Raw genomic sequence first — 11655 nt, forward strand, 5'->3', positions numbered from 1 at the left:
GTCCGCCGCAAAGATCGTGTCTGTCGAAAGACGGGGGCAGACGGCAGATGCTGTCCGGTGATGCTCAGAGCATCTTCTTGTAGCCAAGATGGCTTGGCGCATAGCCCAGCCGGTCATAGAAGGCATGGGCGCGAAGGCGGCTTTTGTCTGTGGTCAGCTGGATCATCCCGGCACCTGCGGCGCGGGCGCGCGCCTCGGCTTCGGCCATCAAGGCGGCCCCCAGGCCCTGACTGCGCAGGTCGGGGGCCACCCGCACCGCCTCGATCAAGGCGCGCGTCATGCCCTGTCGCGAGAGCCCGTGCAGGATCGTCAGTTGGCAGGTGGCGACGATCCGCCCCTCCATTTCACCCACGATCAACTGATGCGCCGGATTGGCGCGGATCGCGGCAAAGGCCGCCTTGTAGGGGGCGGGGTCATCGCTTTCGCGGCTTGCGCCCAATGGGTCATCGGTCAGCATCGCCACAAGGGCGGGCAGGTCTGCCTCTGTCGCATCGCGAAAACGGATCACCATCGCGGGATGCCGTCATTGGCGGCCAGCAGATGGGCCGCATCGCTGAAGGCCTTGATCTTGGCGTGATCCTTCACCCCCGGCGCGCTTTCCACGCCAGAGGAGACATCGACCTGCCGCGCATTGGTCAGCCGGATCGCCTGCGCCACATTCTCGGGCGTCAGGCCGCCTGCCAGCATCCAGGGCCGCAGCCAGCGCCGCTGCGCCACCAGCCGCCAGTCGAAGCTGAGGCCGTTGCCGCCGGGCAGGGCGGCGGTCTTGGGCGGCTTGGCGTCGATCAGCAACTGATCGGCCACGGTGGAATAATCGAAGATCGCGGCCAGATCGCCCTCATCGGCGACGCCCACGGCCTTCATCACTGGCAGGCCATAGCGGGCGCGGATCTCGGCCACACGGTCGGGGCTTTCATGGCCGTGAAGCTGCAACATATCCAGCGGCACGGCCTCGGTGATGCTGTCAAGCAAGGCATCATCGGCATCGACCACCAGCGCCACCTTGGCCAGACCGACGGGGGCGGCGAAGGCCATCTCGCGCGCCTGATCCAGCGTCACATGGCGCGGGCTTTTGGGAAAGAACACGAAACCGGCATAGACCGCCCCGGCTGCCGCTGCGGCGATCACATCAGCCGGGCTGCGCAGCCCGCAGATCTTGACGCGGATATCCGCCATGGTCTCAGGTCTTCTTCTGCAACAGGGCCAGAACGTCGTCCTGCACCTCGCCCTTGGCATCGCGCATCGCGGCCAGTTCGCGTTGCAGGCGCTGTGCCTCGCGCGTCTTCGACGATGCTGTCGCGCGGTGGCGATGTTCGCGCAGCCATTCCCAGACAAAGCCGATCATCAGGCCCACAGCGATGCCCCCAAAGATCACCACGAACAGCGGCAGTTCGATCTGCCAGTTCAGCGCGGCCAGCGCGCCCAGATCTTCCGGCAGCAGCTTGACGGTGACCGGCGCACGATTGGCCATGGCCACGGTCAGCAGGCAAAGGGCGATCAGCAGCAGGACAGCATAGCGCAAATAACGAAACATGGCCGCTACGGCCTCCTTTTATCTTCTTCCGCTGCGGGCCAGTCGGTCCAACCCGTCAGGCGGGCCATTCATATAGGCCGGCCTGACAGGGAAGTGTAGTCAGGCCTTGCCGTTCAGCCGGTCGCGCAGCAGCTTGCCGGTCTTGAAGAAAGGCACCTTCTTGTCATCCACCTCAACGGCTTCGCCGGTGCGCGGGTTCCGCCCGGTGCGGGCATCGCGTTCCTTGACGGAGAACGCCCCGAAGCCGCGAAGCTCCACCCGGTCGCCGCGCGACAGCGCCTCGATGATTTCCTCGAAGACCGTGTTCACGATCCGCTCAACGTGGCGTTGCGTGAGATGCGGATTGGCATCCGCGATTTTCTGAATGAGTTCCGAACGGATCATCCGCGCTGTCCCCCCGGGCGATGGCAGCTGCCCATGCATTTGTCCCTTGGACTATAGACATGATTTTTCCTGGCACAAAAGAAAAACCCTGCAATCATGCGGGCTTGGCGCGTCAGCGTGGCGGAATCCCGCCCTAAAACGCACAGGCCCCGCCAAAAGGCGGGGCCTGCGTAAACAATCGGGGGGCTGAAATCAGCCGCGATCGGAGCCTTTCAGCGCCGCGCTGAGGATATCACCCAGCGATGCACCCGAATCGGAGGAGCCGTATTGTTCCACGGCTTCTTTCTCTTCGGCGATCTCGCGGGCCTTGATCGACAGGCCCAGACGACGGGTCTTGCTGTCAACGTTGGTCACGCGGACGTCGATCTTGTCACCAACTTGGAAGCGCTCGGGGCGCTGGTCGGCACGGTCACGCGCCAGATCCGAACGACGGATGAACGACTTCATGCTGTTGTATTCGACTTCAACGCCGCCATCTTCGATGGCCGTCACGACCACGGTGATGATCGAGCCGCGCTTCACGCCGTCAACCGCATCGGTGAAGGTGTCGTCGCCCAGAGCCTTGATCGAGAGCGAGATACGCTCTTTCTCGATGTCCACTTCGGTGACAGCGGCCTTGACCACGTCGCCCTTGCGGTAGTTTTGGATGGCTTCTTCGCCGCGCTGGTCCCACGACAGGTCGGACAGGTGAACCATGCCGTCGATGTCGTTTTCCAGGCCGATGAACAGACCGAATTCGGTGATGTTCTTGACTTCGCCTTCGATGGCGCTGCCGACCGGGTTGTTCTCAGCGAAGACTTCCCACGGATTGCGTTGGGTCTGCTTGAGGCCCAGCGACACGCGGCGCTTGGCGCTGTCGATTTCCAGCACCATGACGTCGACTTCTTGCGAGGTCGAAACGATCTTGCCGGGGTGCACGTTCTTCTTGGTCCAGGACATTTCCGAGACGTGAACCAGACCTTCGACACCGGCTTCCAGCTCCACGAAGGCGCCGTAATCGGTGATGTTGGTGACGCGGCCCTTGTGCACCGAACCCAGCGGGTAGGCGCGCTCGACGGCATCCCACGGATCCGATTGCAGCTGCTTCATGCCGAGGCTGATGCGGTGGGTGTCCTTGTTGATCTTGATGACCTGGACCTTGACGGTCTCGCCGATCGACAGGATCTCGGACGGGTGGTTGACGCGGCGCCATGCCATGTCGGTGACGTGCAGCAGGCCGTCCACGCCGCCCAGATCAACGAACGCACCGTATTCGGTGATGTTCTTGACCACGCCATCCACCGTCTGACCTTCGGTCAGGTTGGAGATGACTTCGGCGCGCTGTTCGGCACGCGATTCTTCCAGGATCGCGCGACGCGAGACAACGATGTTGCCGCGACGACGGTCCATTTTCAGGATCTGGAAGGGTTGCTTGATGCCCATCAGCGGGCCGGCGTCGCGCACGGGGCGCACGTCGACTTGCGAGCCAGGCAGGAAAGCCACAGCGCCGCCCAGATCGACGGTGAAACCGCCTTTGACGCGGCCGAAGATCGCGCCTTCGACGCGGGTCTCGTTGGCGTATGCTTTTTCCAGACGGTCCCACGCTTCTTCGCGGCGGGCCTTGTCACGCGAGATGACAGCTTCGCCACGGGCGTTTTCGACGCGGTCCAGATAGACCTCGACTTCGTCGCCCACGTTGATCGACGGGGCTTCGCCGGGGTTTGCGAATTCTTTCAGGTCAACGCGGCCTTCCATCTTGTAGCCGACGTCGATGATGGCCTGGCCCGCTTCGATCGCGATGACCTTGCCTTTGACAACCGTGCCCTCTTCGGGGGTGTCAATCTCGAAGCTCTCTTTCAAGAGGGCTTCAAATTCGTCCATGGATGCTTTTGCGCACATGCGTCAGAGTGTCCTTTATCATGGTTTACTGGCCATGCGGTTGGCTCCGCCGGTCTTTGGTGGCCCCAATGGCAAACACCCGGATAGGCCATAATTCTGGCCGGGCGACTCCTTCAGGATGGGCGGGCTATAGAGGGATTGCGCCGCGAGGGCAAGCGAAAGCCCCGCAGGTTGCAGGGATTTCGGCCTGTTTTTGCTGGGGTGACGCCGCGTTTTCGGGGCGGCGTCCCGGGCGCGACGGGTCAGGCGATCTCGCGCACCAGACCCGCGCGCGGCTTGCGCACCTTCTTGCGGCCCAGAAGCCAGTCGCCCTCTGCCGCGCGGTAACCCAGTGGCAGCAGCGTGACCGATCGCAGGCCCTGTTCGCGCAGGCCAAGGATCGCATCGACCTGATCGGGGTCGAAACCTTCCATCGGCGTCGCATCGACCTGTTCAAAGGCGGCGGCCGTCAGGGCAAGGCCGAAGGCGATATAGGCCTGCCGCGCGGCATGTTCGTAATTCACTTGCGCATCACGGGGCAGATACATGCCCTTCAGCTGTTCGTAATAGGCCGACAGGCGCTCGGACGGGCCGCGCTCATCGGCGGTGCGCTTCACCACCTCGTCGATACGTTCAGCGGTGTAATTGTCCCAGGCTGCAAAAACCAGCAGATGCGAGCCATCGGTGATCTGCGCCTGATCCCAGGCCACAGCGCGGATCTGCGCACGGATTTCGGGGTTGGTGACGACCAGCACCTCGAAGGGCTGCAACCCGCTGGAGGTGGGGGCCAGATTCACCGCCTCCAGGATCCGGTCGACCTTTTCTTGCGGCACCGTTTTCGACGGGTCCATTTTCTTGGTGGCATAGCGCCAGTTCAGGGCATCGGCCAGCATGGTGGCATTCCTTGTGGTATGAATTCGATACTGGTATAAATAGGGAACTGGAAATTTGCCGCAAGAAGGCACATTTTCGATACCAGTCACAGCGAGGGAACCATGGGCGATCCAAAGGTCACGAAGGCGCGAAGCCCGTGCGAATGCGGCCGCATCAGCGAGGTTCTGTCGCGGGTGGGGGATCGCTGGAGCACGCTGGTGATTTACCGTCTAAGTGACGGGCGGATGCGGTTCAATGAGCTGAAACGCCAGCTGGGCATTTCACAGCGGATGTTGAGCCTGACTCTGCGCGAGCTGGAACGTGACGGGCTGGTGCGGCGCGAGGCCTTTCCCACCGTGCCGCCGCGCGTGGATTATGAGCTGACGCCCTTGGGCGAAAGCCTGCGGGTGCCGATCCGCGCGCTTGGCAAATGGGCGCTGGACAACCTTGACCATATCGATGCCGCCCGTGCCAGTTATGACGCGGGGAGTGACCGCCGCGACGGCGGGGCGGGCGAGGAGCGCGGTGCCGCTTGAAGCCCCGCGCCCCGACAGATCACGCGGCCTTGCGGGCTGTGCTGCCGTAGAAGGTTTGGCCCTTTGCGGCCATCTCGCGCAGCAGGGCGGGGGCTTCAAACCGCGTCCCGAAGGCGGGTGCCAGCGTATCGCAGATTTCCACCGCGCGGGCCGCCCCGATGATATCGAGCCAGCCGAACGGCCCGCCTGACCATGGCGCAAAGCCCCAGCCAAGAATCGCGCCGACATCGCCTTCGCGGATATCGGTCAGCACACCTTCCTCCAGCGCGCGGACGGCCTCCAGCACCTGCGCCATCAGCAGACGGTGCTGCACCTCTGCCAGATCGGGCTGGCCATCCCGCACCGGCCATTCGGCTTGCAGCCCGTCCCAGAGGCCAAGTCGCCCGCCCTTGTCATCATAGGCATAGAAGCCCGCATTGGCCTTGCGACCCAGCCGCCCCAGATCGGCCATGCGAAAGATCACGTCATCGACCGCGCCGTCCGGGTAGGCCTCACCCATCGCCGCCTTGGTCGCCTTGGCGATCTTCACCCCAAGATCGATCGATGTTTCATCGACCAGTTGCAGCGGTCCCAGCGGCATCCCGACCAGCTTCGCCGCATTCTCGACCAGCGCGGGGGCCACGCCTTCAGCCACCATGCGGATACCTTCGTTGATATAAGGGATGATGCAGCGATTGGCGTAGAAGAACCGGGCATCATTCACCACGATGGGTGTCTTGCGGATCTGGCGCACGAAATCCAGCGCCTTGGCCACGGCACGGTCGCCTGTGGCTTTACCCTTGATGATCTCCACCAGGTTCATCTTGTCGACCGGGCTGAAGAAATGGATGCCGATGAACTGATCCGGTCGGGCGCTGGCCTTCGCCAGCGCGGTGATCGGCAGGGTGGAGGTATTGGTGGCAAAGATGCAGTCTGGCCCCACCGCCGCCTCGACCTTCGCGGTGACCTCGGCCTTCACCTTCGGGTCTTCAAACACGGCCTCCACGATCAGATCGCAACCGGCAAGGGTCGCATAATCCGTGGTCGCGGTGATGCGCGCCAAGACCTCGGCCTTCTTGTCGGAGGTGACCTTGCCGCGTTTCATGCCCTTGTCGAGCAGGCTTTCCGAATGCGCCTTTCCGCGATCGGCGGCGTCTTGTGCGGCGTCGATCAACACGACCTCGATCCCGGCATTTGCGCTGACATAGGCGATGCCCGCCCCCATCATGCCCGCGCCGATCACGCCCAGACGCTTCACCGCCTGATCCGGTTCCGCCGGGCGGTTCGCGCCTTTTTCCAGCGCCTCCTTGTTGATGAACAGGCTGCGGATCATCGCGGTTGAAGACGGGTTCATCAGAACCGAGGTGAATTGCCGCGCCTCGATCTTCAGCGCGGTGTCAAAGGGCACAAGCGCGCCCTCATACACCGCGGAAAGCAGGGCTTTTGCCGCAGGGTAAACCCCTTGGGTCTTGCCATTCACCATGGCCGATGCCCCGACAAAGGTCATGAACCCCGCCGGATGATAGGGCGCACCGCCCGGCATCTTGTAGCCCTTGGCATCCCAGGGCTTCACCAGATCGGCGTCTTTGGCGGCCAATACCCATTCCTTGGCGCGGGTTAGCAGGTCTTCGGGTGCCACCACCTCATCAATCAGCCCGGCATTCCTTGCGGATTTCGGGTCTGACAGCTTGCCTTCCAGCAGGAAGGGCGCTGCCATCATCGCGCCCAGCTTGCGCACCAGCCGCGTGGTGCCGCCCGCACCGGGGAAGATGCCGACCATGATCTCCGGCAGGCCGATCTTGGCCTTCGGATTGTCGGCGGCGATGATGCGATGGCAAGACAGTGGCAGTTCCAGCCCGATGCCAAGCGCCGTGCCGGGCAGGGCGGCCACGATGGGCTTGCCCCCTTTCAGGGTCTTCGGGTCCATGCCGGCGCGTTCGATCTTGCGCAAGACGCCATGCATCTGCATCACGCCATCAAAGATTGCCTGTGCGCCGCCGGTCCGCATCTGGGCAATCACGTTCAGATCCATCCCACCCGCGAAATCCTTCTTGCCCGAGGTGATGATCACCCCCTTCACGCCCGCGTCGGCAAGGGCCGCGTCGATATGGGCGCTCAGTTCGGCAAAGCCTGCCATCGACATGACATTCATGCTTTTGGGGACAACATCCCAGGTGATGGTGGCCACGCCATCGCCATCAACGACATAGGTGAAATCGGTCATCGTGGATCCTCCTCTGCGCCTTTGCCGGGGGCGCGCCCGTTATGCGGTAGGGGCTGGCAGGCGGTCAGCGCGGCCCGTTCCAGTCGGTTCCGTCCTTGTAGGTGAAGCGGGCGGTGCCCCCGTCGATCTCGGCCACCAGGTCAACGTCGGAATAGGTTGCCGTCTCGCGCGTGGCCTTTGATCCGATCACAAGAAAGCGTGCCTCGCGGTCGCTGCGATTGATGAAATGGTGCCCGTCACCCTCATTCGCCGGGAATGCCGCGCAATCGCCGGGGCGCATCACTTCCTCGCCTGCATCGGTCACCATCACGCATTCGCCTTCGGTCACCATGACGAACTCGTCCTCGGCCCGGTGCCAGTGGCGCAGCGACGACATAGCGCCGGGCTGCAGGACCACCAGATTGACGCCGAACTGTGTCAGCCCCCCGGCCTGACCCAGCCGCAGCGAATGCCGTCCTTCCATCATCGCGGCATAGGGCTCGGGATAGATCGATCCCGCCTTGATCGGGACATTCGCCAGATCGAGCTTTTTCGCCATCACACCCTCTCAATGATCGTGGCGGCCCCCATGCCCGAGGCGATGCAGAGCGTGGCAAGGCCCACCGATTTGCCGCTGCGTTCCAGCTCGTCCAGCAAGGTGCCGATGATGATCGCGCCGGTTGCCCCCAGCGGATGCCCCATCGCGATGGAGCCTCCATTGGGGTTCACCCTGGCCGGATCGACATCGAAGGCCTGCATGAAGCGCAGCACGACTGAGGCGAAGGCCTCGTTCACCTCAAACAGATCAATGTCGGAGATCGCCATGCCGCTGTCGCGCAGGATCTTTTCCGTTACCGGCACCGGGCCGGTCAGCATGATGGTCGGATCGGTGCCGATTTTCGCGGTGGCACGGATGCGCGCGCGCGGCTTCAACCCATGGGCGCGGCCGAAATCGGCATTGCCGATCAGCACGGCGGCCGCGCCATCGACGATGCCCGAGGAATTGCCGGCATGGTGGATATGGTTGATCCGTTCCAGATGCGGGTATTTCATCAGCGCGATCTTGTCGAAGCCGGGCATGACCTCGCCCATATCCTTGAAACTGGCCTTCAAGGCACCAAGCGCCTCAACGCTGGTGCCGGGGCGCATATATTCGTCATGGTCCAGAATGGTCAGCCCGTTGCGGTCCAGCACTGGCACAACCGATTTCGCGAAACGGTGGTCGGCCCAGGCCATCGCGGCGCGGGCCTGGCTTTCCACCGCCAGCGCATCGGCCTGTTCACGCGAGAAGCCGTATTCGGTGGCGATGATATCGGCGGCAATGCCCTGCGGCACGAAATCGGTGCCGAAGGTCAGCGACGGGTCCACCGCAATCGCCGCGCCATCGCTGCCCATGGCGACCCGGCTCATCATCTCGACCCCGCCCGCGATATAGGCCGCGCCCGCGCCGCCCTTCACCTGATTGGCGGCGAGGTTCACGGCCTCCATCCCGGAGGCACAGAAACGGTTGATCGCAAGCCCGGGGATCGCCTGATCCAGACCGGAGGCCAGCACGGCGGAACGCGCAAGGCAGCCGCCCTGTTCGCCGACCTGCGTGACATTGCCCCAGATCACATCCTCGACCGCGTGGCCCGACAGCCCGTTGCGCGAGCGGATGGCATCCAGCATCTGCGCCGACAGCGCGACCGAAGTCACCTCATGCAGCGCGCCGTCCGGGCGGCCCTTGCCGCGCGGGCTGCGGATCGCATCATAGATGAAGGCATCAGTCATGGTCATCTCCTCCGGTCGTGTCTTGGCGGGCGTCCTGTGGGCGGCAGCCTTCGGGCAGCCGTCTTTTGGGCGTTCCTCTTGCCGCCAGACTAGCAGGCGCTTTGCCCCAATGTGCAAATGCCGTGGCGTCGTGAAAAGAGTGACGTGGCAATCACGTCACGTCACTTTGTCATCGCAGCGGGAAGGGGGCAGGCGTCAGACGCCTGCGCGGTCTGACGGGTTGCCAGGCATCAGGTCATAGGGATGCGCCCAGCCGGGCAGGGCGGCGATCCGGTCAAGCCAGCGGGCGATATGGGGCCAGTCGGCGCGATCAAACCCGAAGGGTTCGGGATAGTAGAGGTAAGAACACAGCGAGAGGTCGGCGATGGTCGGGCCGTCACCCGCCACCCAGTCGCGGGCAGCAAGGTGGTCATTCAACGTGGCATAGGCCGCTTTCAAGCGGGCCTGAACAAAACCGATCACCTCGCCTGGGCGTTTTTCCGGCGGCAGGAAATTCATCAGGAAGCGGCAGGTGCCGATCTGGGCAGAAAACTTGTGATTGTCCCACAGCATCCAGCGCAGCACCTCGGCCTCGGCCGCCGTATTGTCGCCACCGAACCGCCCGGTGCGGCGGGAAAGATCGAACAGGATCACGCCCGATTGCGTCAGCACGCGGTCGCCCTCGGGGGTGGCCTCGACCAGAACCGGGCATTCGCCCATCGGGTTCAGGGCGCGGAACTCCGGGCTGCGGGCGGCACCGCCAAAGAAATCGACAAAGCGTGGCTGCCAGTCCAGCCCGCAAAGCCGCAGCATGAGCGCCACCTTGTAACTATGGCCGCTTTCGCCAAAGCAATGCAGGGTCAGGGGACCAAAGGTTTGGGTGTCGGGCATCACAGGCTCCATGATAGCAAACCGGGGAAAGCAAACCGGGGGCGCAAGGCCCCCGGATCATCCTGATATCAGCGGCGCAGCGCGTCCAGCAGATCGCGGTCGGGATAGCCATCGGGCACCAGCCCGCGCGCGGTCTGGAAGGATTTGATCGCGGCATAGGTCTTGGGGCCGACATTGCCATCGGTGCCGCCGGTGTCAAAGCCAAGCGCGGTCAGACGTTCCTGCACCTCGATCCGCTCCGACAGGCGCAGGGTCGCATCGCCCGCAGGCCAGGGCGTGACCAGTGCCCCGCCGCCCTTCAGGCGGTCGGACAGATGGCCCACCCCGATCACATAGCTGTCGGCCTGATTATACCGCTCGATCGCGTGGAAGTTGCGATAGATCAGGAAGGCTGCGCCCTTGACGCCTGAGGGCAGCAGCAGCGCCGCCTGTCCGTCGGGCACCTGCCCACCCGCCGCGCGGGTGATGCCCATGGCGCGCCAATCGGCACCCGACCGCTTGGCGGTCTTGCCCGAAATCCCGGAATAGCCCGCAGGCAGCTTGACCTCGACCCCCCAGGGCTGGCCGCGCTGCCAGCCGGATTTCGCGAGATATGCAGCGGTTGAGGCCAGCGCATCGGTCGGATCACCCGACCAGATGTCGCGCTTGCCATCGCCGGTGAAATCGACCGCGAAGGCAAGGTAGGATGTCGGGATGAACTGGGTATGGCCCATGGCCCCGGCCCAGCTGCCGATCATGTGGCGCGCATCGGTATCGCCCGCCTGCAGGATCTTCAGCGCCGCGATCAGCTGTTGCTGGAAGAACTCTTGCCGCCGCCCGTCAAAGGACAGCGTCGCCAGTGATTCAATCAGCGGCAGGTCGCCGCGTTTCTCGCCATAGCTCGATTCCATGCCCCAGACCGCCACGACGACCTCTTTGTCGACGCCATAAGTGGCCTCGATCTGGGCGAGCTGCCCGGCATAGCGCGCCAGCATGGCGCGGCCATTGGCCACGCGTTTGTCGGACACCGCCGTCTCCAGATATTCCCAGAGCGATTTGGTGAATTCCGCCTGGTTCTGCGAACGCTGGATGACGGTCGGGTTATAGACCACGTCGCGGAAGGCCGCGTCATAGGTGGCGGTGCTGACGCCCGCGGCCAGTGCGCGGGGGCGGAAGGCTTCGATCCAGGCGTTGAGGCCCGCGACCTTGGCCGGGTCGGGGTTCTGGTCACGACCATATTTGATCACGGTGGGGCTTGATCCTGACTGGGAGACAGCGCCGCCGCCGCCGATACAGGCGGAGAGGGCGGCGACCAAGGCGAGGGAAAGGAAATTCTTGGAAATACGCATCATTCTGCCCTTTGCGGTCATGTCTGGTTCTGCTCAACGGGCAGTCTAGCGGCAAGCGGCCAAGGGGGGAAGCAGTCTTGGCAGGGCCATGGCGCGGGCGGGCGGATCTGCGCCCCAAGGCGCGAAGACCAGGGCACCGCAGCCAGAACATGGGCAGGGGCGCAGTATGGCGCGGGCAGGCGGCGGGCACCGTCAATGCACGCGGACAGGGGGGCAGGGTCAGCGAGGACGGATCGCAGCCAACTGGGCGAGCACGGACTGTAGCACGGACTGTGTGCACGGATTGCGAACCAGGATTGCTGGCAGGCGCAGCCGTCGCAG

The 11655-nt window shown here is 63.9% G+C and carries 12 protein-coding genes; 1 reads left to right on the plus strand and 11 read right to left on the minus strand.

Annotation, left to right across the window (positions count from 1 at the left end; all coding sequences use genetic code 11):
* Positions 1-64: 64 nt before the first annotated feature.
* The 6 genes from GBJ34_RS07050 to GBJ34_RS07075 form a co-directional block, all read right to left on the minus strand.
* Positions 65-511: a GNAT family N-acetyltransferase gene (locus tag GBJ34_RS07050; protein WP_151718563.1), complete on the minus strand. Its 447-nt coding sequence runs from the start codon at positions 509-511 to the stop codon at positions 65-67.
* A complete protein-coding gene (locus GBJ34_RS07055) occupies positions 505-1176 on the minus strand; it encodes a phosphoribosylanthranilate isomerase (RefSeq protein WP_151718564.1) in 672 nt (223 codons plus the stop codon). Before GBJ34_RS07055 ends, GBJ34_RS07050 begins: the two co-directional genes overlap by 7 nt.
* Positions 1177-1180: 4 nt before the next feature.
* The gene (locus GBJ34_RS07060; protein ID WP_151718565.1) at positions 1181-1534 is read right to left on the minus strand and encodes a LapA family protein; all 354 of its coding nucleotides are present in this window, start codon (positions 1532-1534) and stop codon (positions 1181-1183) included.
* Positions 1535-1633: 99 nt separating this feature from the next.
* Positions 1634-1918 (minus strand): integration host factor subunit beta, encoded by a 285-nt coding sequence (gene ihfB, locus GBJ34_RS07065; RefSeq protein ID WP_151718566.1) that lies wholly within the window; start codon positions 1916-1918, stop codon positions 1634-1636.
* A gap of 192 nt (positions 1919-2110) precedes the next feature.
* Complete coding sequence (gene rpsA / locus GBJ34_RS07070; RefSeq protein ID WP_151718567.1) at positions 2111-3796, minus strand: 30S ribosomal protein S1; 1686 nt, start codon at positions 3794-3796, stop codon at positions 2111-2113.
* Between the two features lie 242 nt (positions 3797-4038).
* On the minus strand, positions 4039-4668 hold the full coding sequence (locus GBJ34_RS07075) for an NAD(P)H-dependent oxidoreductase (protein ID WP_151718568.1): 630 nt from the start codon (positions 4666-4668) through the stop codon (positions 4039-4041).
* Between the two features lie 102 nt (positions 4669-4770).
* On the opposite strand from GBJ34_RS07075, the gene GBJ34_RS07080 reads away from it, so the two are divergent.
* Positions 4771-5184 carry a winged helix-turn-helix transcriptional regulator gene (locus tag GBJ34_RS07080; RefSeq protein ID WP_151718569.1) on the plus strand — a complete coding sequence of 138 codons (414 nt, stop codon included), beginning with the start codon at positions 4771-4773 and terminating at the stop codon, positions 5182-5184.
* Between the two features lie 19 nt (positions 5185-5203).
* Here the strand turns inward: GBJ34_RS07080 and GBJ34_RS07085 are convergent, their stop codons facing one another.
* The 5 genes from GBJ34_RS07085 to GBJ34_RS07105 form a co-directional block, all read right to left on the minus strand.
* Entirely contained in the window at positions 5204-7387 is a 2184-nt protein-coding gene (locus GBJ34_RS07085) for a 3-hydroxyacyl-CoA dehydrogenase NAD-binding domain-containing protein (protein WP_151718570.1), read from the minus strand.
* 64 nt (positions 7388-7451) lie between these two features.
* Positions 7452-7925: a cupin domain-containing protein gene (locus GBJ34_RS07090; protein WP_151718571.1), complete on the minus strand. Its 474-nt coding sequence runs from the start codon at positions 7923-7925 to the stop codon at positions 7452-7454.
* A complete protein-coding gene (locus GBJ34_RS07095) occupies positions 7925-9136 on the minus strand; it encodes an acetyl-CoA C-acetyltransferase (RefSeq protein WP_151718572.1) in 1212 nt (403 codons plus the stop codon). The genes GBJ34_RS07090 and GBJ34_RS07095 overlap by 1 nt, the downstream gene beginning before the upstream one ends.
* A gap of 195 nt (positions 9137-9331) precedes the next feature.
* Positions 9332-10006, minus strand: coding sequence for a glutathione S-transferase family protein (locus GBJ34_RS07100; protein ID WP_151718573.1), 675 nt, complete (start codon positions 10004-10006; stop codon positions 9332-9334).
* A gap of 68 nt (positions 10007-10074) precedes the next feature.
* On the minus strand, positions 10075-11334 hold the full coding sequence (locus GBJ34_RS07105) for a lytic murein transglycosylase (RefSeq protein WP_151718690.1): 1260 nt from the start codon (positions 11332-11334) through the stop codon (positions 10075-10077).
* Between the last annotated feature and the right edge of the window lie 321 nt (positions 11335-11655).

This window comes from Gemmobacter serpentinus (assembly GCF_008973825.1).
Lineage (GTDB): Bacteria > Pseudomonadota > Alphaproteobacteria > Rhodobacterales > Rhodobacteraceae > Gemmobacter > Gemmobacter serpentinus.

Excerpts from the sequence above, each read along its gene's own strand:
- GBJ34_RS07060 (WP_151718565.1), bottom strand. The coding sequence starts at position 1,534 with ATGTTTCGTTATTTGCGCTATGCTGTCCTGCTGCTGATCGCCCTTTGC.
- ihfB (WP_151718566.1), bottom strand. The coding sequence starts at position 1,918 with ATGATCCGTTCGGAACTCATTCAGAAAATCGCGGATGCCAATCCGCAT.
- GBJ34_RS07100 (WP_151718573.1), bottom strand. The coding sequence starts at position 10,006 with ATGCCCGACACCCAAACCTTTGGTCCCCTGACCCTGCATTGCTTTGGC.
- GBJ34_RS07055 (WP_151718564.1), bottom strand. The coding sequence starts at position 1,176 with ATGGCGGATATCCGCGTCAAGATCTGCGGGCTGCGCAGCCCGGCTGAT.
- GBJ34_RS07105 (WP_151718690.1), bottom strand. The coding sequence starts at position 11,334 with ATGCGTATTTCCAAGAATTTCCTTTCCCTCGCCTTGGTCGCCGCCCTC.
- rpsA (WP_151718567.1), bottom strand. The coding sequence starts at position 3,796 with ATGTGCGCAAAAGCATCCATGGACGAATTTGAAGCCCTCTTGAAAGAG.
- GBJ34_RS07050 (WP_151718563.1), bottom strand. The coding sequence starts at position 511 with ATGGTGATCCGTTTTCGCGATGCGACAGAGGCAGACCTGCCCGCCCTT.
- GBJ34_RS07095 (WP_151718572.1), bottom strand. The coding sequence starts at position 9,136 with ATGACTGATGCCTTCATCTATGATGCGATCCGCAGCCCGCGCGGCAAG.
- GBJ34_RS07090 (WP_151718571.1), bottom strand. The coding sequence starts at position 7,925 with ATGGCGAAAAAGCTCGATCTGGCGAATGTCCCGATCAAGGCGGGATCG.
- GBJ34_RS07080 (WP_151718569.1), top strand. The coding sequence starts at position 4,771 with ATGGGCGATCCAAAGGTCACGAAGGCGCGAAGCCCGTGCGAATGCGGC.
- GBJ34_RS07085 (WP_151718570.1), bottom strand. The coding sequence starts at position 7,387 with ATGACCGATTTCACCTATGTCGTTGATGGCGATGGCGTGGCCACCATC.
- GBJ34_RS07075 (WP_151718568.1), bottom strand. The coding sequence starts at position 4,668 with ATGCTGGCCGATGCCCTGAACTGGCGCTATGCCACCAAGAAAATGGAC.